The 20423-nt window shown below is 72.5% G+C and carries 18 protein-coding genes; 11 read left to right on the top strand and 7 right to left on the bottom strand.

Going from position 1 to position 20423, the window contains the following annotated elements:
• Nucleotides 1-55: 55 nt before the first annotated feature.
• Nucleotides 56-892, bottom strand: a complete 837-nt coding sequence (gene qcrC / locus OG598_RS01945; RefSeq protein ID WP_238680077.1) for a cytochrome bc1 complex diheme cytochrome c subunit — start codon at nt 890-892, stop codon at nt 56-58.
• Between the two features lie 70 nt (nt 893-962).
• Entirely contained in the window at nt 963-1562 is a 600-nt protein-coding gene (gene ctaE, locus OG598_RS01940) for an aa3-type cytochrome oxidase subunit III (RefSeq protein ID WP_091408043.1), read from the bottom strand.
• A gap of 108 nt (nt 1563-1670) precedes the next feature.
• Here ctaE and OG598_RS01935 point away from each other — a divergent pair, with 108 nt between their 5' ends.
• The 4 genes from OG598_RS01935 to OG598_RS01920 all read left to right on the top strand — a co-directional run bounded on the left by OG598_RS01935 (nt 1671) and on the right by OG598_RS01920 (nt 4723).
• Nucleotides 1671-2591: a cytochrome c oxidase assembly protein gene (locus tag OG598_RS01935; RefSeq protein ID WP_442931446.1), complete on the top strand. Its 921-nt coding sequence runs from the start codon at nt 1671-1673 to the stop codon at nt 2589-2591.
• Nucleotides 2592-2694: 103 nt separating this feature from the next.
• Nucleotides 2695-3090 carry a hypothetical protein gene (locus OG598_RS01930; protein WP_091407513.1) on the top strand — a complete coding sequence of 132 codons (396 nt, stop codon included), beginning with the start codon at nt 2695-2697 and terminating at the stop codon, nt 3088-3090.
• 91 nt (nt 3091-3181) lie between these two features.
• Entirely contained in the window at nt 3182-4228 is a 1047-nt protein-coding gene (gene trpD / locus OG598_RS01925; RefSeq protein ID WP_328652778.1) for an anthranilate phosphoribosyltransferase, read from the top strand.
• A gap of 294 nt (nt 4229-4522) precedes the next feature.
• On the top strand, nt 4523-4723 hold the full coding sequence (locus OG598_RS01920; protein ID WP_328652777.1) for a hypothetical protein: 201 nt from the start codon (nt 4523-4525) through the stop codon (nt 4721-4723).
• Nucleotides 4724-4836: 113 nt separating this feature from the next.
• Here the strand turns inward: OG598_RS01920 and OG598_RS01915 are convergent, their stop codons facing one another.
• Together OG598_RS01915 and ctaC are read right to left on the bottom strand one after the other, a co-directional pair.
• The gene (locus tag OG598_RS01915; protein WP_196918976.1) at nt 4837-5262 is read right to left on the bottom strand and encodes a cytochrome c oxidase subunit 4; all 426 of its coding nucleotides are present in this window, start codon (nt 5260-5262) and stop codon (nt 4837-4839) included.
• A gap of 9 nt (nt 5263-5271) precedes the next feature.
• Nucleotides 5272-6243, bottom strand: coding sequence for an aa3-type cytochrome oxidase subunit II (gene ctaC / locus OG598_RS01910; protein WP_328652776.1), 972 nt, complete (start codon nt 6241-6243; stop codon nt 5272-5274).
• Between the two features lie 171 nt (nt 6244-6414).
• Here ctaC and OG598_RS01905 point away from each other — a divergent pair, with 171 nt between their 5' ends.
• Nucleotides 6415-7566, top strand: a complete 1152-nt coding sequence (locus tag OG598_RS01905) for a cysteine desulfurase family protein (RefSeq protein ID WP_328652775.1) — start codon at nt 6415-6417, stop codon at nt 7564-7566.
• Nucleotides 7563-7796, top strand: a complete 234-nt coding sequence (locus OG598_RS01900; RefSeq protein WP_328652774.1) for a sulfurtransferase TusA family protein — start codon at nt 7563-7565, stop codon at nt 7794-7796. Before OG598_RS01905 ends, OG598_RS01900 begins: the two co-directional genes overlap by 4 nt.
• Before the next feature lie 102 nt (nt 7797-7898).
• On the opposite strand, the gene OG598_RS01895 is transcribed toward OG598_RS01900, so the two are convergent.
• From OG598_RS01895 to OG598_RS01885, 3 genes are all read right to left on the bottom strand, one after another.
• Complete coding sequence (locus OG598_RS01895) at nt 7899-8879, bottom strand: carbohydrate kinase family protein (RefSeq protein ID WP_328652773.1); 981 nt, start codon at nt 8877-8879, stop codon at nt 7899-7901.
• A 198-nt stretch (nt 8880-9077) separates the two neighbouring features.
• On the bottom strand, nt 9078-9446 hold the full coding sequence (gene erpA, locus OG598_RS01890; protein ID WP_091407494.1) for an iron-sulfur cluster insertion protein ErpA: 369 nt from the start codon (nt 9444-9446) through the stop codon (nt 9078-9080).
• 180 nt (nt 9447-9626) lie between these two features.
• Nucleotides 9627-10766, bottom strand: a complete 1140-nt coding sequence (locus OG598_RS01885) for a glycerate kinase family protein (RefSeq protein WP_328655242.1) — start codon at nt 10764-10766, stop codon at nt 9627-9629.
• 68 nt (nt 10767-10834) lie between these two features.
• Here OG598_RS01885 and nadA point away from each other — a divergent pair, with 68 nt between their 5' ends.
• The 5 genes from nadA (at nt 10835) to OG598_RS01860 (ending at nt 20401) form a co-directional block, all read left to right on the top strand.
• The gene (nadA, locus tag OG598_RS01880) at nt 10835-12034 is read left to right on the top strand and encodes a quinolinate synthase NadA (RefSeq protein WP_328652772.1); all 1200 of its coding nucleotides are present in this window, start codon (nt 10835-10837) and stop codon (nt 12032-12034) included.
• Between the two features lie 200 nt (nt 12035-12234).
• Nucleotides 12235-13602 carry a UDP-N-acetylglucosamine 1-carboxyvinyltransferase gene (murA, locus tag OG598_RS01875; protein WP_247669761.1) on the top strand — a complete coding sequence of 456 codons (1368 nt, stop codon included), beginning with the start codon at nt 12235-12237 and terminating at the stop codon, nt 13600-13602.
• A gap of 113 nt (nt 13603-13715) precedes the next feature.
• Entirely contained in the window at nt 13716-14309 is a 594-nt protein-coding gene (locus tag OG598_RS01870) for a DUF3043 domain-containing protein (protein WP_112676699.1), read from the top strand.
• A gap of 174 nt (nt 14310-14483) precedes the next feature.
• A complete protein-coding gene (locus OG598_RS01865; RefSeq protein ID WP_328652771.1) occupies nt 14484-15044 on the top strand; it encodes a helix-turn-helix domain-containing protein in 561 nt (186 codons plus the stop codon).
• Between the two features lie 383 nt (nt 15045-15427).
• Nucleotides 15428-20401 carry a WG repeat-containing protein gene (locus OG598_RS01860; RefSeq protein WP_328652770.1) on the top strand — a complete coding sequence of 1658 codons (4974 nt, stop codon included), beginning with the start codon at nt 15428-15430 and terminating at the stop codon, nt 20399-20401.
• Nucleotides 20402-20423: the final 22 nt, after the last annotated feature.

Below are 20423 nucleotides of genomic sequence, written 5' to 3'. Positions count from 1 at the left end.
TCGCTACGGGTGGCGCCGAGCGGCACCACAGCACTGAATCGGATGGCCTGCTCGATCACGACTTACCCGCAATCCACAGGCTAGCGAAGACGAGCGCCACGATGCCAACCAGGAAGATCGCCAGGCCCTCGGTGGACGGGCCGTACCGTCCGAGGTTGAACCCACCCGGGTCCTGGTCGTGCTTCAGCGTCTCCTGGATGTAGGCGATGATGTCGGCCTTCTGCTCCGGCCGGAGCTGGTTGTCGCCGAACACCGGCATGTTCTGCGGGCCGCTCAACATCGCCGCGTAGATCTGGCGGTCGGTGGCGGGGTGCAGGCTCGGGGCGAACTTGCCCGACGAGAGCGCACCACCGCCGCCACCGAAGGCGTGGCACTGCGAGCAGTTGATCCGGAACAGCTCACCGCCGGAGGCGATGTTGCCGTCCTCGCGGAGGTCGTCGCCCTCGGGCACGACCGGGCCGCCGCCAAGCTCCTGGATGTACTGGGCCAGCTGACGGGTCTGCTCGTCGGTGAAGACCGGGGGCTTGCGGTGCGCCTGGGCCTCCTGGCGGGCCAGCGGCATCCGCCCGGAGCTGACCTGGAACTCGACCGATGCCGCGCCGACGCCGATCAGGCTCGGTCCGCGGCCCTCGACGCCCTGGGCGTTGCGGCCGTGGCAGGTCACGCAGCTCACGTCGAACAGCGCCTTGCCCTCGGCGGCGGCGCCGGTCAGCTGCGGGTTGTCCTGCGCCTGGGCGCCCGGGGCGAAGACGGTGTACGCGCCACCGGCGAGCATCAGCGCGGCGATCAGCCGGACCGCGGCGCCCAGCCGGCGGCGGCCCCTGCTGCGCGCGGCGGGCCGCTCACGCAACCGCGCGAGCAGACCGCGTCGGCGGTCGTTGTCAGAAGTCATGAGCGGTGTCCTTAACCGGTTGGACCTGTCTCAGGGGACGGAGCAGCAGCGCGGAATGTGACGCGCAAGATCACTGGAGCCAGTAGATCATGGCGTACAGCCCGATCCACACGACGTCGACGAAGTGCCAGTAGTACGACACGACGATCGCCGACGTCGCCTGCGCCGGAGTGAACCGGCCCATGGTCGTACGGACCATGAAGATGATGAAGGCGATCAGACCACCGGTCACGTGCAGGCCGTGGAAGCCGGTGGTCAGGTAGAACACCGACCCGTACCCGTCTCCGTTGATCTTGATGCCGTCGGCGACCAGGTGCCGGTACTCGTTCAGCTGGCCGAGGACGAAGATCAGGCCCATCACGAAGGTGACGGTGAACCAGCGCCGCAGCGCGTGCACGTCACCCTTCTCCGCCGCGAAGACGCCGAGCTGGCACGTCACCGAGGACAGCACCAGGATCACCGTGAAGGTGGTCGCGTACGGAATGTTCAGCGCCTCGGTGTGCTTCTCCCATTGCTCCGGCGCAGCCGCGCGGATGGAGAAGTACATCGCGAACAGCGCCGCGAAGAACATGAGTTCGCTGGAGAGCCACACGATCGTCCCGACGCTGACCATGTTTGGTCGGGTCAGAGAGTGGATCCGGCTCTTGTCAATGGCTGGGGCCGCAGTCACGCCGTCATTATTGCCCCTGACCGGGGCCGCCGATCAGCGGGGTGGCAAACCTGCGCCTTCCGTGGCCCGAGCGTCAGGGTCCGGTTCGCCTGGCCTAGCCTGAAAAGCGTGCTGCACGTCGATCCGATCTTCGCCGCCACCTCGGCCCCGCCGCCGTTCACCGTCGGCGCGGTGCTGACCGAGACCCGGCTGGACAGCTGGCTGGCCCTCGGCCTGGTGCTCGCCGCCGGCCTGTACCTCTACGGGGTGTACCGGCTGCGCCTGCGGGGCGACCGCTGGCCGGTCGCCCGTACCGTGTTCTTCCTCGGCCCCGGCCTGGGCGGCATCGCGCTCGTCACGGTCAGCGGGCTGCACGCGTACGACACCGCGCTGCTGTCCGTGCACATGATCCAGCACATGGTGCTCTCCATGGTGGCGCCGATCTTCCTGGCGCTGGGCGCGCCGATGACCCTGGCCCTGCGGACCCTGCCGGTCGGGCCGCGCAAGCGCCTGCTCGCGATCGTGCACAGCCGCGTCGCCCGGGTCTACAGCTTCCCGTTGGTGGCGTTCGCCATCTTCGTGGTCAACCCGTTCGTGCTGTACTTCAGTGATCTGTACCGCTACACCCTCGAACACGCCTGGGCGCACGAGCTGGTGCACGCGCACTTCATCATGACCGGCTGCGTGTTCTTCTGGCCGCTGCTCGGCCTGGACCCGCTGCCAGGCCGCTGGCCGTACCCGGCGCGTGCGCTGCTGATGCTGCTCTCCGTGCCGTTCCACACAGTGCTCGGCCTCACCATCATGCAGAGCAGCACGCTCTTCGGCGGCGACTGGTACCCGTCGCTCAACCTCGGTTGGGTCGACCCGTGGCAGGACCAGGTGGTTGCCGGCGGCATTCTCTGGGCCGGTGGCGAGTTCGTCAGTGTGACCATGCTCGCGGTGCTGGTGGTGCAGTGGGTCAAGCAGTCCGAGCGGGAGGCCCGCCGGGTCGACCGCGAGCTGGACCGCCAGGAGGCCCGCGAACGCGCCGCCGACGCCGCGCCCGCCTGAGCTGCCCGGACGGTACGCCCCGACGCGCGACGCCGGGCGGGATGTCGGCTACGTCACGCCGACCGGTACGATCTGCGGGCAGCTACGAGGTGGGAGTTCCGGCATGACCGATCGTCTTTGCACCGTGTTGCTCTACAGCGACGACCCGCAGGTCCGTGATCGGATGCGGATGGCTGTCGGCACCCGTCCCGCGCCCGGTCTGCAGATCGAGTTCGTCGAGGCGTCGACCTACGCGGAGACGATCCGGCTGGTCGACGACTACGAGATCGACCTGCTGCTGCTCGACGGTGAGGCGAGCCCTGGCGGTGGCATCGGCATCGCGCGTCAGGTCAAGGACGACCGGGACGACGCTCCCCCGACCTGCCTGGTGATCGCCCGCGCCGCCGACCGATGGCTCGCCGCGTACGCCGAGGTCGACGCGACGCTGGTGCACCCGCTCGACCCGGTGACCACCGGCGGCACGGTGGCCGAGCTGCTGCGGACGCACGCACCCGCCTGACGTCCCACGCTCCTCCGGCACCCCCACGGCGCCGGATCTCCTCGGCGCCGGTTCCAGCCCACCCGCACTTCGCATGCTCGGGAGGCCCGCCATGGGCGATCGGACCTGGCCGCACCTGCTCAACGCGCTGCTGCGCGGTGACGAACTCTCCACCGCCGACACCGCCTGGGCGATGGACGAGATCATGACCGGCTCGGCGAGCGCGGCGCAGATCGCCGCCTTCGCCGTGGCGCTGCGGGCCAAGGGTGAGACCCCAGCGGAGCTGGCCGGCCTGGTGGAGGCGATGCTCGGTCGCGCGGTCCCGGTGGCGCTCCCCGAGGAGCTGCGCCGTACCGCGCTCGACGTGGTCGGCACCGGCGGTGACCTCGCCCACACGGTGAACATCTCCACGATGACGGCGCTGGTGGTAGCCGGCACGGGCGTCCGTGTGGTGAAGCACGGCAACCGGGCCGCCTCCTCCCTGTGCGGCACCGCCGACCTGCTGGAGTTCCTCGGCATCCCGCTGGATCTCGGCCCGGAGCAGGTTGCCCGCTGTGTCGAGGAGGCCGGCATCGGGTTCTGCTTCGCGGCCCGCTTCCACCCCGGGATGCGGCACGCCGGCCCGGTCCGCCGCGAGGTGGGCGTGCCCACCTTCTTCAACTTCCTCGGCCCGCTGACCAACCCGGCCCGCCCTCGGGCCGGCGCGGTCGGCTGCTTCGACCTGCGGATGGCCCCGGTGATGGCCAGCGTGTTCGCGGCCCGTGGCGACTCGGCGATCGTGATGCGCGGCGAGGACGGGCTGGACGAGTTCACCACTGCCGCGCCGACCAGGATCTGGGCGGCCCAGGGCGGCACCGTACGCGAGGCCGTGCTGGACGCGACCGACCTGGGGGTACCCCGGTCCACCCTCGCCGACCTGCGCGGCGGTGACGCCGCGTACAACGCGGGCGTGGCCCGTCGCCTGCTGGCCGGCGAGACGGGCCCGGTCCGGGACGCGGTGCTGGTCAACGCGGCGGCGGCGCTGGCCACCCAGGGCCCGCTGGACGGCGACCTGACCGAGGCGCTCCGCGCCGGCCTGGCCCGTGCGGCCGAGTCGATCGACTCCGGCGCGGCCGCCGCGACCCTGGACCGCTGGATCGAGACCGCCACCGCCGCCTGACCTCACCGCCGCCCGACCTCACCACCACCCGGCCCGCCGGCCAGCGTCCGCGGGCGGCGGCGTCTCGGGCGGTGATCGACTCGGGTTTTGTGAATCCGTGGTGTCCGGGCAGCTCGAATGCCCCGACTTCACTGACGTCGAGTGGATCACGCGCGGATGCCGACCAGCGGGCGACCGTGCGCGGAGATTTGTCGGACCCGTCTGGGAAACTACAGCTGAGTAGTTCTCTGCTGCCGTCGGTGCGTCACTGTCGCATCCGGGGGCGGTCCGCCTGGTATCCGAGAGGAGACGCCCGTGTCGCATCGCGAGCTCTACTGCGACGTCTGCGAGGGCGTGGCGCTGTTCGAGGCGCCGCCCTGCGTCGACAGCCACGGCACCGACTGTCCTGAGCTGGTCTGCACCGACTGCGGCGCAGCCGTGATGGTCGGCACGTTCGCCTTCCCGGTCACCCGGCTGGCCGCCCGCCGACGCGAGCCCGCCCGCCGCGCCGCCTAACCCCTGGCCGCCGGACCACCCGAGGCGGGGTGGCGCATGACCGAAGGCCCGCTCCCCCACTCGGGGAACGGGCCTTCGTCGTGCCGGGTCGGTCGCGACGGCGACCGGGTGGGTCAGTGCTCGGCGGTACGCCGGGTGCCGCTGTAGTACTCGAACAGGAGCCCACAGGCGGAGAAGACGACGGCCAGCAGGCCGGCACCGATCAGCCAGTACTGCCAGAACACCATGCCGAGCGCGGCGATCGCGGCGGCCAGCGCCAGACCGAACGGCCAGTAGCTGCCCGGGCTGAAGAAGCCGACCTCACCGGCGCCGTCGGCGATCTCGGCGTCCGGGCGGTCCTCCGGGCGCAGGTCGATGCGGCGGGACACGAACCAGAAGAAGCCACCGCACATCGAGCAGAGCAGGAACGACAACAGCAGGGCGACGGTGCCGACCCACTCGACGCCGCCCGACTCCCCGTGCGTCCAGGCGCCGTAGAGGATGGTGGCACCGAAGAGGAACCCGGCGATGATCAGGAAGATACGCCACTCGGTCTTCATGCGGCTGCCTCAGCTTCCCGTGCGGGCCGGAACGTCGTCCGGGTTGAAGTTGTCCTGCGTCCGCCGCGTGTCGAACGGCTGCGTGGTCGACGCGTACGGCTGCTCACCGATCGCGGACAGCGCATCCTGGGTGGACTTGCCGCTCTGCTTGGCCGCGAGGAACTGGTCGTACTTCTCCGGCGAGACCACCCGCAGCTCGAAGTTCATGAACGCGTGGTAGCTGCCGCACAGTTCGGCGCAGCGCCCGACGTAGGCACCCTCGGCGTCCAGGCTCGAAACCTCGAACACGTTGCGGATCTTGCCCGGCATGACGTCGCGCTTGAAGAGCAGCTCCGGCACCCAGAACGAGTGGATGACGTCGCGGCTGGTCTCCTCGAACCGGATGGACCGGTTGGTCGGCAGCACCAGCACCGGGATGACCTCACTGGTGCCGAGCGTCGACGCGGTGGTGCGGGCTTCCGTGCCCTGGCCGTCCCGGTAGTTGAACTGCCAGTTCCACTTGAACGCGACGACCTCGACAGTGACGTCCGGGTTCTTCGACAACTTGTCGACGTCGGTCTGCACGATCGCCGTGTAGTAGAAGAGCACGGAGACGATCAGGATCGGCGCGATGGTGTAGAGGAACTCCATCGGCATGTTGTAGCGGGTCTGCACCGGCAGCGCGTTGCCACGCTTGCGGTAGCGCACGACGCACCAGAAGATCAGGCCCCACACGAAGACGCCGACCGCGAGCGCGGCGATGCAGGAGGCGATCCACAGGTCGTACATCCGCTTGGACTCCGGCGAGATGCCGCCCTGCGGCCAGCCGAAGCCGTGGAACGTCTGACCCACGTCACAGCCCGTGAGCAGAACCAGCAACGCCACGCCACCGAGACCGAGCCCGGCCAGGCGACCAGCACCACGCCCCCGGCGTCCACCAACCCCTGGGGAAGCGCTGTGCCGTACGGCCGACGGCCGTACCTCCGAACTCCTTGCGACCACCTGGTCCTGCCTCCCTAGCGCGCCGCGGTGCGTCGTTCCTCAGCACCCGCGGCAAAGGCGTCACCGACGGTCGCAGATTACTCGACCATGACGGACTCGGCCGTGGTGGGGTCACTGTCCGACCCCCATCGGGGGGATCCTAGGCATACCGCCGCGATAGCGTCTTGGTCTGTGAGCGCATCCCCGGTCTACCTGGACGCGGCGACCGCCGCGCCGATGCATCCGGTCGCGCGGCAGGCTCTGCTGGCCGCGCTCGACGACGGCTGGGCCGACCCGGGCAAGCTGTACACGCAGGCCCGCAGGGCCCGGCAACTGCTCGACGCGGCCCGCGAGGCCACCGCGCTGACGCTCGGTGTCCGCGCCGACGAGGTCTCCTTCACCCCCAGTGGTACGGCCGCGGCCCACGGCGCGGTGCTCGGCGGTCTGGCGGGGCGGCGCCGGGTCGGGTCGACGCTGGTGCACTCGGCGATCGAGCACTCGGCGGTGCTGCACGCGGCGGAACGGCACGTCGGCGCGGGCGGGACGGCCGTCGCGGTGCCGGTCGACCGGTTGGGCCGGCTGGACCTGACCGCGTGGTCGAGTGCCGTTCGGGCCCCGGGGGTCGCGCTTGCCGCGTTGATCACCGCCAGTCACGAGGTGGGGACGGTGCAGCCGGTCGCCGAGGCGGCGGCGGCCTGCGCCGACGTGGGTGTGCCCCTGTACGTGGACGCGGCGCAGTCGGTGGGCCGGGTGCCCCTGCCGGCCGGCTGGTCGGTGCTCACGGCGAGCGCCCACAAGTGGGGTGGGCCACCCGGCGTGGGGGTGCTGGCGGTCCGGAAGGGCACTCGCTGGGAGTCACCCTGGCCGGCCGACGAGCGGGAGAGCGGACGTACCCCCGGGGTGGTGAACCTGCCCGCGGTCGTGGCGGCGGCGGCGAGCCTGCGGGCGGCGGCGGCCGACGCGGCGGCCGAGGCGACACGGTTGGCCGACCTGGTGGACCGGGTCCGGGAGCGGGTAGCGGCGGAGGTGCCCGACGTGGAGGTGGTCGGCGACCCGGTGCTCCGGCTCCCCCACCTGGTCACCTTCTCCTGCCTGTACGTCGACGGAGAGGCGTTGCTGCACGCCCTGGACCGGCGGGGCTTCGCCGTGTCGTCCGGCTCGTCCTGCACCTCGTCCACGTTGCGTCCGTCGCACGTGCTGGAGGCGATGGGGGTGCTCTCGCACGGCAACGTGCGGGTCAGCCTGCACCGCGAGACGACCGAGGCGGACGTGGAGCGGTTCCTGACCGAGCTGCCGGGGATCGTCGCCGGGCTGCGTGCCGAAGCCGGGGTGGTGGGGCTGTGACGATGCCGGACGAGGTGATCGACTGCCGGGGGCAACGCTGCCCGCTGCCGGTGATCGCGGCGGCGCGACGGATGCCCGAGGTGCCGGTCGGCACCGTGGTCCGGGTGCTGGCCGACGACCCGGCGGCGGCGGTCGACATCCCCGCCTGGTGTCGGATGCGCGGCCAGGAGTTCCTAGGGTCCGTCAACGGCCCGGACGGCCCCGCCCACGACATCCGCCGCACCCACTAACCCCGATCACCCCGGCGATCTTGCAGCTTCTGCGTGGACAAAAGGGTGCAGAAGCCGCGATGCGGCGACAGAAAGTGCAAGATCGCCGGCGTGGGGACGGGGCTACGCCGGGAGGAGGTGCGGGCGGACCTCTTCCGCTGCGGTGTCGCCGTAGGACTCGGCGAGCCGCTTGACGAACAGGTCGCGGCGGACGTCGTACTCCTGGGTGCCGACGGTCTCCAGGACCAGCGTGGCCAGCAGCGAGCCGACCTGGGCGGCGCGTTCCAGGCCGAGACCCCAGGAGAGCGCGGTGAAGAAGCCGGCCCGGAAGCCGTCGCCGACGCCGGTCGGGTCGACCGCGCGGATCTCCCGCGCGATCGGTACGTGGATCGGGTCGATGTCGCGCCCGGCGATCTCGACACCGTGCTTGCCCAGCGTGGTGACCCGCACCTTGACCAGGTCCAGCAGTTGGTCGTCGCTGAGCTGCGCCTTGCTCTGCAGCAGCGACTTCTCGTAGTCGTTTGTCATCAGGTACTCGGCGCCTTCGATCAGCGCCACCACGTCCTCGCCGGGCATCCGGGCGAGCTGCTGGGACGGGTCGGCGGCGAAGGCGTACCCGCGGGTGCGGCACTCGGCCGAGTGGCGCAGCATCGCCTCGGGGTCGTTCGCGCCGACCAGCACCAGGTCCAGACCGCCCAGCCGGTCGGCGACCGGGGCCAGCTCGATGTTGCGGGCTTCGCTCATCGCACCGGCGTAGAACGACGCGATCTGGCACATGTCGGTGTCGGTGGTGCAGACGAAGCGGGCGGTGTGCGCCACCTCGCTGATGTGCACCGAGTCGCAGTCCACGCCGTGGCGCTCCAGCCAGGAGCGGTAGTCGGCGAAGTCGGCGCCGACCGCGCCGAGCAGCACCGGGCGCAGGCCGAGCTGACCCATCCCGAAGGAGATGTTCGCCGCCACGCCGCCGCGGCGGAGCACCAGGTCGTCCACCAGGAAGGAGAGGGAAACCTTGTGCAGTTGATCGGCGATGAGCTGGTCGGCGAAGCGACCGGGGAAGCTCATCAGGTGATCGGTGGCGATCGAGCCGGTGACGGCGATCTTCATGTCAACCCTCGGGGTCGGGAGCAGGGCGCGGTCAGCCTACCGGGACGGCAACGCGATGGTCACCGCTCGGTCGGACAACGGCAACCGGCCCGCCACCGCCCTCTTCGGGACCGCTCCCATACCGGTGCGACAGCCGACCGGTACGGCGATGGGGCCGTCCCGAAGAACGGCCCCATCGTCGCTGGTGTGTGGTGTGACTCAGTTGAACGAGTCACCGCAGGCGCAGGAGCTGCCCGCGTTGGGGTTGTCGATGGTGAAGCCCTGGGCGTCGATCCGGTCGGCGAAGTCGATCGTCGCGCCGGAAAGGTACGGGGCGCTCATCCGGTCGACGACGACCTCGACACCACCGAAGTCGGTCACGACGTCACCGTCGAGCGAACGCTCGTCGAAGAAGAGCTGGTACCGCAGGCCGGAGCAGCCGCCCGGCTGCACGGCGACGCGGAGCCGCAGGTCGTCGCGGCCTTCCTGCTCGATCAGGGCCTTGACCTTCTGCGCCGCGACGTCGGTGAGGACGACGGAAGTAGGGGCCTTGGCCTCGGTCGACTCGGTCTGCGCTGGCGTGGTCACGTGGAAGTCTCCCTGCGCGGTTTGGGTCCGGACGCACTGGCCAACGTCGCGCGCCGTCCAGTGATTCCCGGTTGTGGTCCTCAACCGATCGTACGCCGCCTTGGCCGTGCTCACCCGCGTGGCGTGACCCCCGCCGCAGGTAGGCCCTCGCTCGGGGCGGGCGCACGGCGCTCGGGACGCTCAGCGGCTCCACTGCCGGGCCAGCCGGGCACCCAGTTCGCGCAACCCCTCCGCGGGCCGGCTCAGCGCCGCGTCGAGCCCGCCGCCCTCCTCGCCGCCGAAGTGCTCCACCAGGCTGTACGCGTCGGTCACCCCGGCCGAGGCGGCCTCCCGCCGGCCGGTGCTCACCTGCCCGGCCACCACCACGCAGGGCACTCCCCGGTCGCGGGCGGCGCCGGCCACCCCGGCGACGACCTTGCCGCGCAGCGACTGGTGGTCGAACGACCCCTCTCCGGTGATCACCAGGTCGGCGGTGTCCAGCGCGGTGTCGAGTCGGGTGGCCCGGGTGACCAGGCCGATCCCCGACTCGCAGTCGCCGCCCAGGGCGAGGAGCGCCGCGCCGAGGCCGCCGGCGGCCCCGCCCCCGGGCAGCGCGCCGAGCCCCGCCGGGCAGCCGGCCAGGTCCCGTTCCAGCACCGCCGCGAAACGCTCCAGGGCCGCGTCGAGCAGCAACACGTCGGCGCGGTCGGCGCCCTTCTGCGGGCCGAACACGTTGCTGGCGCCGTGCAGGCCGAGCAGGGGGTTGTCCACGTCGGTGGCCGCGACCAGCCGGACGCCGCGCAGCCGGGGCGCGCCGTCCAGCGCGTCGATCGCGGCGAGCGCCGCCCCGCCGTACGGCAGAGCGGCGCCGCCCTGGTCGAGGGGGGTCACGCCCAGCGCGGCGAGCATGCCGGCGCCGGCGTCGTTGGTGCCGGAGCCGCCGAGCCCGATCACCACGGTGCGGGCACCGCTCTCCACCGCGGCGGCCACCAGCAGCCCCAGCCCGTACGAGGTGGTGGTCTTCGGGTCGCGCTCGGCCGCGGAGAGCAGGTGCAGGCCACACGCCTGCGCGCTCTCCAGGTAGGCGGTCGAGCCGTCGGCGGTGAGCAGGATCTCACCGGCCGCCGGCCGGCCCAGCGGATCGACAGTCGGCACTGGCACCCGCCGGCCGCCGAGGGCCTCGGCGAGCACCTCCACGAAGCCCGGGCCGCCGTCGGCGAGCGGTCGGATCAGCAGATCGTCTCCGTCGGTGACGGTGTGCCAACCGGCGGCGACGGCGGCGGCCACCTCCGGTGCGGACAGGGTGCCGGCGAACTTGTCCGGGCAGAGCAGCACGCGCATGCCGAGCAGTGTGGCAGCCCACACCGAGCGAGGCTGCGTCGCGCTCGCGCTGTGGGACCATGGGCTACGTGACTTCGACCTGGGTGGAACCCTCCAACACGGCGACGGCTCTGCTGCTGCTCGGCCGGGGCAGCGACCCCGACACCGAGCGCGGCGTCGAGTGTCCGGGCGACCTGCCGGCGCCCAGCGATCCGGATCTGGTGGCCCGTGCCACCGCCGCGAAGGCGAAGCTGGGCAGCAAGGTCTTCGTGCTGGGGCACCACTACCAGCGCGACGAGGTGATCCAGTTCGCCGACGTGACGGGCGACTCGTTCAAGTTGGCCCGGGAGGCCGCGGCCCGCCCGGACGCGGAGTACATCGTCTTCTGCGGCGTGCACTTCATGGCCGAGAGCGCCGACATCCTCACCACCGACACCCAGCGGGTGATCCTGCCCGACCTCGCGGCGGGTTGCTCGATGGCGGACATGGCCGTGCTGGGCCAGGTGGAGGCCGCGTGGGACACGCTGACCGAGCTGGGCATCGCCGGCGACACGGTGCCGGTGACGTACATGAACTCCTCGGCCGACATCAAGGGTTTCGTGGGCCGCAACGGCGGCGTGGTCTGCACCTCGTCCAACGCCAAGCGCGCCCTGGACTGGGCCTTCGAGCACGGGTCGAAGGTGCTCTTCCTGCCGGACCAGCACCTGGGCCGTAACACCGCGGTGCTGGAGATGGGCCTGTCGCTGGACGACTGCGTGCTCTACGACCCGCACAAGCCCGGTGGCGGGCTCACCCCGGAGCAGCTGCGCGACGCGAAGATGATCCTGTGGCGGGGGCACTGCTCGGTGCACGGCCGGTTCACGCTGGAGAGCGTCAACGACGTACGGGAGCGGGTGCCCGGTGTCAACGTCCTGGTCCACCCGGAGTGCCGGCACGAGGTGGTCACGGCGTCCGACCACGTCGGGTCCACCGAATACATCATCAAGACCATCGAGGCGGCTCCGGCCGACTCGGCGTGGGCGCTCGGCACCGAGCTGAACCTGGTCCGCCGGCTCGCGCTGGCGCACCCGGACAAGCAGATCATGTTCCTGGACAAGGCAGTCTGCTATTGCTCGACGATGAACCGGATCGATCTGCCGCACCTGGTCTGGGCCCTGGAGGAGCTGGTCGCGGGCCGGGTCGTCAACCAGATCACGGTGGACGCCGACACCGCGCACCACGCCCGGGTGGCGCTTGATCAGATGCTCGCGCTGCCCGGCGCGGACACTCCGCCGCCGACGGCGTCCTGATCACGATCCGTAGCGCTCTTGGTACGCAAAAGTGCCGGATCACCGATTAATGCCACACACGCCGATGTGACCGAGTCCTTTTTCGTCACCGAGGGCTATGCTGCCCAAGCGACGACACACGCGGGCCGTTTCGACATGGCCGCATCCGGGGTAGCGATGACGTTCAGGCACCCCACCATCAACACGGCAGCACCGACGCGCTGGAGGTTGCGTTGACCGACGACGTCCTGGTTGTGCACGGAGGCACTCCGCTCGAAGGGCGGATCCGCGTGCGCGGCGCGAAGAACCTGGTATCGAAGGCGATGGTCGCCGCGTTGCTCGGCGACAGCCCGAGCCGGCTGTTCGACGTGCCCAAGATCCGCGATGTCGAGGTGGTGCGAGGTCTGCTCGGCCTGCACGGCGTCAAGGTCACCGACGGCACCGAGGACGGCGAGCTCGTCTTCGACCCGGCGAACGTGGAGAGCGCCAGCACCGACCAGATCAACGTGCACGCCGGTTCCAGCCGGATCCCGATCCTGTTCTGCGGCCCGCTGCTGCACCGCCTCGGGCACGCGTTCATCCCGGATCTGGGTGGCTGCCACATCGGCCCGCGCCCGATCGACTTCCACCTCCAGGCGCTGCGCGAGTTCGGCGCCACTGTCGAGAAGCGGCCCGAGGGGTTGCACCTGTCCGCGCCGAACGGGCTGCACGGCACCAAGTTCGCCCTGCCGTACCCGAGCGTCGGCGCCACCGAGCAGGTGCTGCTGACCGCCGTGATGGCCGAGGGCGTCACCGAGCTGCGCAACGCCGCTGTGGAGCCGGAGATCATCGACCTGATCTGCATCCTGCAGAAGATGGGCGCGATCATCAAGGTCCACACCGACCGGGTGATCGAGATCCAGGGCGTGCCCAAGCTGCACGGCTACACCCACCGGCCGATCCCGGACCGGATCGAGGCGGCGAGCTGGGCGGCCGCCGCCCTGGCGACCCGTGGTCACGTCGAGGTGCTGGGCGCACAGCAGGCCGACATGATGACCTTCCTGAACATCTTCCGCTCGGTCGGCGGCGAGTACGAGGTCACCGACGCCCGCGCGCCGAAGCTGGGCGACCCCGGCCAGGAGGGCGGCATCCGCTTCTGGCACCCGGGTGGCGAGCTGAACGCTGTGGCGTTGGAGACCGACGTGCACCCCGGCTTCATGACCGACTGGCAGCAGCCGCTGGTCGTGGCGCTGACCCAGGCCCGGGGCCTGTCGATCGTCCACGAGACGGTCTACGAGCAGCGGCTGGGCTACACCGAGGCCCTCAACTCGATGGGCGCCAACATCCAGGTCTACCGGGACTGCCTCGGCGGCACCCCGTGCCGCTTCGGCCGGCGTAACTTCAAGCACTCCGCGGTGATCGCCGGGCCGAGCAAGCTGCACGCCGCCGACCTGGTCATCCCGGACTTGCGGGCCGGGTTCAGCCACCTGATCGCGGCGCTCGCGGCCGAGGGCACCTCCCGGGTGTACGGCGTCGACCTGATCAACCGGGGCTACGAGGACTTCGAGGCGAAGCTCGCCGACCTGGGAGCGCACGCCGAGCGTCCGTAACCTCGGTCACCTCTCGTTCGGATACGACGGCTCCAGGTCGCGCTGCGACCTGGAGCCGTCGGCCGTTGTACCGCGATGTGCACCGGGCGCGGACCGTTGGCTACCCTTGCCGCGTGCCGTCGCTCTTTCGCCGCAAGTCCACCGACCTCGTCGACGAGGCCGTCACCTCGGTGACCCCCGAGGAGACCGCTGAGCGTTCCCGGGGTTACACCCCGGCCAAGGGTCGGGAGACGCCCAAGCGGCCGACCGCCGGCCGTCGCCCGGCCGGCCCCACGCGTCCCCTCACCAAGGAGGAGGAGCGGGAGCGTCGCCGTCAACTGCGCGCCGAGGCGGCGTCGGAGTTCCGCCGCGAGGGTGGCCCCCGCGACCGTGGCCCGGAGCGGCTGCTGGCCCGTAACGTGGTCGACTCCCGGCGTACCGTCGGCACCTGGTTCTTCGGCGGCGCGCTGATCGTGCTGGTCGGGTCGAACGCGGCAATGCCGCCGCTGGTCCGACTGATCTCCAACGTGCTCTGGGGCGCGCTGGCGCTGGGTGTGGTCGTCGACTCGGTGCTGATCTGCCGCAAGATCAGCAAGCTGGTCCGGGAGCGCTTCCCGAAGACCGACCAGCGGATGGGCTCGCTCTTCCTCTACGCGGTCATGCGGTCGATCACCTTCCGGCGGATGCGCGCTCCGGCGCCCCAGGTCAAGCTGGGCGACAAGGTCTGACCCCCGGGCTCCCGCTCCCGCACCTCCAAGATCCGCGCAACATCAGCGAAACTGCTGCCTCAGGCATCTCAGAGGCAGCAGTTTCGCCGTAACTGCGCGGATCTTGTCGTGCGTTCCTCATGCTGAACGGGTCGTTGTTCGACAGACCGAACGTGTGACCAATGGAGCGAAGGCATGCCTTCGGAACCGGCTGCCCCCCTGGCCACCATCGCCGCCGCCCTGCGCCGGGAGCGGGAACGGGTCGGCATCTCGCTGACCGAGCTGGCCCGCCGGGCGGGGGTGGCGAAGTCCACCCTGTCCCAACTGGAGTCGGGCACGGGAAACCCGAGCGTGGAGACGCTCTGGGCGCTGGGCGTCGCACTCGGTGTGCCGTTCAGTCGGCTGGTGGAGCCCGTCGACGACGGCGTGCAGGTCATCCGGGCCGGAGACGGGCCGCACGTCCGCTCGGAGCAGGCCGACTTCAGCGGAACTCTGCTCAGCGCCGGTGCGGCGCACCTGCGCCGGGACGTCTACCTGATCAGGCTGGAGCCGGGCGCGATCCGAGCCGGGCAGGGACACACCCCGCGCAGTATCGAGCACGTGGTGGTCGCTGCCGGCCGGCTGCGGGTGGGGCCCGAGGCGGCACCTGTCGAACTCGAACCCGGCGACTACGCCACGTTCCCCGGCGACGCCCCGCACCGTTACGAGGCGCTCGCTCCCGGTACGTTCGCCGTCCTCATCATGGAACATCCCTGAACGAGGACGGCGATCCCGCCGCGGCCGGGTGGTCTTCGAGTGCGGTATGGTCGGAGGTCAGATTCGCTTATAGGACCAAATGTCCGAAACCAATGGGATAACGTTTGCGCCGGTGGGCGGCACCACAGTGGCGGTGAGCGAGCCCACGCCGTTACCCTCCATCCGCAGCCACGGCCTGCCGGAGCAGCGATCTGACCGGCACGTGCGGCCCCAGCGCGACAATTTGCAACGAGGTGACAACGCGTGAGCGAGCGGACGCGAGCCGGCCACCGGGGCGTGGCAGGCGGCGACCGGACGCCCAGCGGTCACCCGACGGCGGCTGCGGACAGCTCACCCCCGGCGAGAATCGGCCCAGCGGCCGGGTGTGGCGACGGGCTCGACGGATGAACGGCCGCTACACCGACCGGTGGTCAGACCCGAACGAACCGTCCTGGGTGGTCGAGCCGACCACCGAGTGGCACCCCCAGTTCCCCGGCCAGCGTTACGCGGGCGACATCGGCATGCCGCATCAGCCGCCACCGCGCGGCCGCGCGACGGTGTCCGGTCGCGCCGAGGTACCGCCGCTGGCGCCCACCCGCCCGGACGGCACCTACCTCGGCCGGTCCTGGTCCGACGAACCACCTGCGGAACAGGCATCCCACGGCCGTTCCTGGGTGGACGACGAGCCGGGCGAGGCATCGGCCTACGGCCGACTCCGCGACGACGAGCGCTCGGCCGACACCTCCGCCTACGGCCGGCCCGACAACGCCGACTCCCGCCACTACGACCACGAGCCGTACCGTCGTCCGCTGCCCGAGCCACCCCGCCGCGACGACCGCCGCTCGCCCGAGTCGGACCGACGTACCGCCTGGTCCGACCGACGCCCCGCCGACGAGCGGGGGCCCGCGCGGGAAGCCGCCTGGCACCGGGACCAGCCCAACCCCGAGCGGTACGACAGCCGCCGTCCCCGGCAGGAGCCCACCGAGCGGGATCGGGGTTACCGGGGCTCTCCGCCGGTCTCCCCCGCGCCCCGACCCGAACCCGGCTGGGTGCCCGAGCCGGACGACACACCACGTCGGCGCGGCACACCGGAACGACCGGCCGCTGGCCACGAACGGCACCCGGGCGACGGGTACGGCGTCCGCCCCACCCGCGACAGTGACGGCCGCATGGCCGACGCGGTCGACCCGTGGGCACCAGTGGACGGCCGCACGCGATACCGCGCCGACGGGTACCCGGACCGGGCCGCCGACGACCTGCGCCGCCCGGAGCCGCGCTACCGCGCGGACGAGGGGATCGGCGCGGCGCCCTCACCCAACGGTGGACGGCGGCGTCGCCCCGAGCCGGACCTGCCCGATCAGCCGCGCCTCGACGACGACCGGCGGCGGCCCGACACCGACCCGCACCGGCAGCAGCCCCGTGAGGCGGCGGCCCGCGCCGAGGCGTACCCGGACCGGCGACCCCGCGAGCAGGCCCGCCCGGACACCTACCGCGACAACGGGTACCGCGAGGACGCGCCTCGTGAGGACGCGTACCGCGAGCCCCGGCCACAGCCGGGCCAACGGTCGGATGGCAGTCTGCCCTGGCCAGCACCGGGTCCGGTGCGCCAGGACCGCACCCGGGAGCCCGGCCACCGCACCGACCCACACGGCAGCCCCGACCCGCACCGCACCGCGGACCCGCACCGCGGCCCCGATCCGCACCGCGGCCCCGACCCGTACCGCAGCGCCGAGCCGGGCATCGCGTCGCGGCCGGCCGCCCGGCCCGACCGGCCGGCGGCCACGCCGTCCCGGCCTGACGAGCGCCCGGCGGCTTCTCCGGCGCGGTACGACGAGCGACAGGTACGCCCGGCCGCGACGGCACCGCCCGCCTCCGGCCGTGCCATGCCGGTCTCCCCGGAGCGACCGGTGTCGCCAGCACCCGTCTCGCCCGCTTGGGACCGACCGGTATCAGCCGCCCCGGCCGCCCCGGAACGACCGGTGTCGCCAGCACCCGTCTCGCCCGCTTGGGACCGACCGGTGTCGGCCGCCCCGGCCTCCCCGGAACGACCGGTGTCGCCAGCACCCGACTCCCCCGCCAGCCGCGGCTGGGACCGACCGGTGTCGGCCGTCCCCGTCTCCCCCGCCGCGACCGGTCGGGACCGCCCGGTGTCGGCCGTTCCGGTCTCTCCCGCCTCCGACCGGCCCGTCTCGGGGCCACCCGCCGCGCGCCTGCGGTTGGAGTACCTGCCCGCGCCGGTGGACCCTCCCGGCGCCGACGAGCGTTCGGATGCCCCGCCAGCATCGGGACGCCGGCCGCTGGCCGAACCGCCGCCGGCATCCGGCGCGCATCCCGCCCCGCCGCCGCGTTACCCCGGCCCGGACACCAGGGACCGTCCGGCGGACCAGCGGCGCGGCGAGGAGCCGGGCTCGGACCGCCGTCAGGTCGGCGACCCGCTCGCCGGCACCCCACCGACCGAACGCCGCCCGACCTCCCCGGACCGCTCGCCCACGGCGGAGCGGCCGCACCCCGCCGATCGCCCGGCCGCGCCCGAGCGACCGGCCGCGCAGCGCCCGTACCCGCCGGAGCGACTGGCCCCGACGGCGGACACACGCCCGTCGATGGCCCCGCCACCCACCTGGCAGGCACCGCCGCCACCGGCGACCCGCCCCGACCCGACCCCGGCCGACCCGACGCCCGCGGTTCCGGCTCCGGCTCCGACTCTGGCGGCCTCGCAGCCACCGGCGGCGGAGGTCGCGCCGGTGCTTCCGCCAGCCCCCGGTACGCCGCGCCGCTACGTACCCCCGCCGCCCTCGGAAGAGCCGGTGGCGCCCGTTCACGAGCCGGACGACGTCCCGGGCACCCGCGGGCCGGAAGCGTGGTTCAGCCCCGCTCAGCCCGCCGAATCCGACCAGGTCGAGCCGGAGACGGATCAAGGGTCGTTCGACCCGGTCGACGACGAGTCGGCGGCCGACGACCGCGACCTCTCCGCGACACCGGTCGCACCGGACGCGCAGACGTCGGCCGGCACCCACCTCGACGTGGCCGACGAGCACGCCAGTGGGTCGACATCAGACGACGCATTCGACCCGGTCTCTGCGCCGCCCGCCCACCCGGTCTCCGGTGCCCCGCCGCTCTGGGCGGACGACCTGGACGACGACCCTCAGCCCGCTTTCGACACGGGAGCGCTGGACGGCGACCAGCCCGTCTCCGGCGCACCCGTCGCCGCGACGCCCCACCAGCGGACCGAAGCCGACCTCGACGCCGAGGGCGAGGCCGACCAGAAGCCCTTCGCCGCTTCGCCCAGCGAGGACACCGATCCGGTCGAGCACTACCCGACGGACGAACTCGCGCCACCCGACGAGCCGACGGACGCGACCGACGATCCGAGCGCCAGCCCGGCGGATGGGCAGCGAGTCGACGAGTGGCGAAGCGACGCGGCGCAGCACGTCACGGCTGCGGACGAAGCGAGCACGCCGGTCTCCGCACCGCCCGCCTGGGTCACGCCGGTCTCCGCACCGCCCGTGTCGGTCACGCCGGTCTCCGCTCCTCCGGCACCGCCGGTCTCCGCTCCTCCGGCACCGCCGGTATCGGCTCCGCCCGCGGCACCCGTGTCCGCGCCACCAGCGTCCGCGACAGCGCCCATCTCGGCGCCACCAGCACCCACCGCGCCACCCGTGTCCGCGCCACCAGCACCCACCGCAGCCCCCGTCTCCGCGGCACCCGTATCCACCGCAGCACCCGCCTCAGCGCCGCCAGCGCCGACCGCAGCCCCGGTGTCCGCACCACCCGCCTCGGCGCAGCCGTACTCCGTAGCGCCCGTCTCCGCGCCGGCGCAGCCGTACTCCGGAGCACCGGTCTCCGCGCCGCCGGCGCCCGCAGCAGCGCCCGTCTCCGCGCCGCCAGCCGCCGCGCCCATGACCGCGCCACCGGCCTCGACACCACCGCCCGCCGCGACGCCCGTCTCCGGGCCGCCGGCGTCGGTGGTGCCGACGTCCGGGCCCCCCGCCGTACCCGGCCCGAGGAGCGGCTCGGACAGGGAGAACGAGCCGGTGTCCGCGCCACCCGACGACGCACCGCCGGTGGTGACCCGCCCGTCGCTGGCCGACCCGGGCGACCCGGAGCAGGTGTTGGCCGCGTACCGGTGGCGGTTGGACCCGGTCACCCTGCGCGAGGAACTGACGGAGCCGGACGACCTGCGGGCCATCCGGCGGCGGCTGACCGAGAAGTTGGGCTCGGCGGTCGACAACCGTGCCCGGGCCCGGCTGCTCAGCCTGCGCGCGGTGGCCTCGCGGATTCTCGGCGACCTGGACGACGCCCTGGCCGACGGTCGGCTCGCCCTCACCTACGCCGAAGCCACCGGCGAGCTGCGCCGGACGTCGCTGGCCCAGGCCCGGCTGGCCCACGTGCTGCGGTGGCGCGGTGACTTCGCCGAGGCCGACCAGCTCTTCGCCCAGGCCAACTCGGTCGAGTTGCCCGACCGGCTGCGGGCCGCGCTGCACGAGCACGCCGGGCGGTCGTGTTACGACCAGGGGCGACTCATGGAGGCCTGCGAACACTTCGAGAAGGCGCTCGACCTGCGCGGCGCGGGCGACGCCGAACTGCTGGAGCGGGTCCGGGTCGCCCTCGACGCGGTCACCGTCCGGGCCGAGGCGGACGGCTTCGGGGCGTACCCCCGGAGTCGGGACGAGGTGCTCGACCGGGACCGACCCCCGTTGCCGGACCGGGACGGGCAGCTGTGGGGTTACACCAGCCAGGACGGCGACATGGTCGTGCCCGCCCGGTACGCCGAGGCGCAGCCCTTCCACGACGGGTTGGCCTGGGTCCGCCGGCCGGACACCGACCGCTGGTCGCTGATCAACCTGCTCGGTACGACGGTGATCCCTCCGTCCTTCCGGGCCGCGCAGCCGTTCAGCGACGGCCTGGCCTGGGTGGTCGGCGAGGGTGGTTGGACGGCGATCGACGCGACCGGGGCGGTGCAGGTCGCGCCCAACTTCGCCGAGGTACGACCGTTCCGGCGTGGGCTGGCCGCGGTGCGGCGCGAGGGGTGGGGGGCTGTCGACCGGACCGGTCGGGTCATCGTGCCCACCCGCTACCACGGCTTCGTCACCGAGTTGGCCGACGGCCGGCAGATCGACGGTTTCACCGACGAGGGGCTCGCCGTGGTCGACGTCGCGGGACGGCGGGGCGTGGTGGACCGCACCGGCACGGTGCTGGTCCCGCCGGCGCACCCGATGCTGGTCATCCACCCGGTGGCGTTCCTGGTCGAGAGCGACAACGGGCGGTGGGGCGCGCTGGACCGGCGCGGCGTGCCGCTCATCGATCCGGTGCACCGCGATCGCGCCGAGGTGCTGGAGGAGATCGACCGGCTACTCACCGACGCCAACCCGGTGCTCTGAGTCGCCGGTCGTCAGTGTTGAT

It is taken from the genome of Micromonospora sp. NBC_00330 (assembly GCF_036136635.1).
GTDB classification, from domain to species: domain Bacteria; phylum Actinomycetota; class Actinomycetes; order Mycobacteriales; family Micromonosporaceae; genus Micromonospora; species Micromonospora salmantinae.
Note: the sequence above shows the minus strand (reverse complement) of the source record. Positions and strands in the feature narration are given on the sequence as shown.

Coding starts and splice junctions, on each gene's coding strand:
- OG598_RS01860 (WP_328652770.1), top strand. CDS start 15,428: ATGAACGGCCGCTACACCGACCGGTGGTCAGACCCGAACGAACCGTCC.
- OG598_RS01885 (WP_328655242.1), bottom strand. CDS start 10,766: ATGCGCGTGCTGCTCTGCCCGGACAAGTTCGCCGGCACCCTGTCCGCA.
- qcrC (WP_238680077.1), bottom strand. CDS start 892: ATGACTTCTGACAACGACCGCCGACGCGGTCTGCTCGCGCGGTTGCGT.
- trpD (WP_328652778.1), top strand. CDS start 3,182: ATGGGCGATCGGACCTGGCCGCACCTGCTCAACGCGCTGCTGCGCGGT.
- OG598_RS01865 (WP_328652771.1), top strand. CDS start 14,484: ATGCCTTCGGAACCGGCTGCCCCCCTGGCCACCATCGCCGCCGCCCTG.
- OG598_RS01915 (WP_196918976.1), bottom strand. CDS start 5,262: ATGAAGACCGAGTGGCGTATCTTCCTGATCATCGCCGGGTTCCTCTTC.
- OG598_RS01930 (WP_091407513.1), top strand. CDS start 2,695: ATGACCGATCGTCTTTGCACCGTGTTGCTCTACAGCGACGACCCGCAG.
- OG598_RS01895 (WP_328652773.1), bottom strand. CDS start 8,879: ATGAAGATCGCCGTCACCGGCTCGATCGCCACCGATCACCTGATGAGC.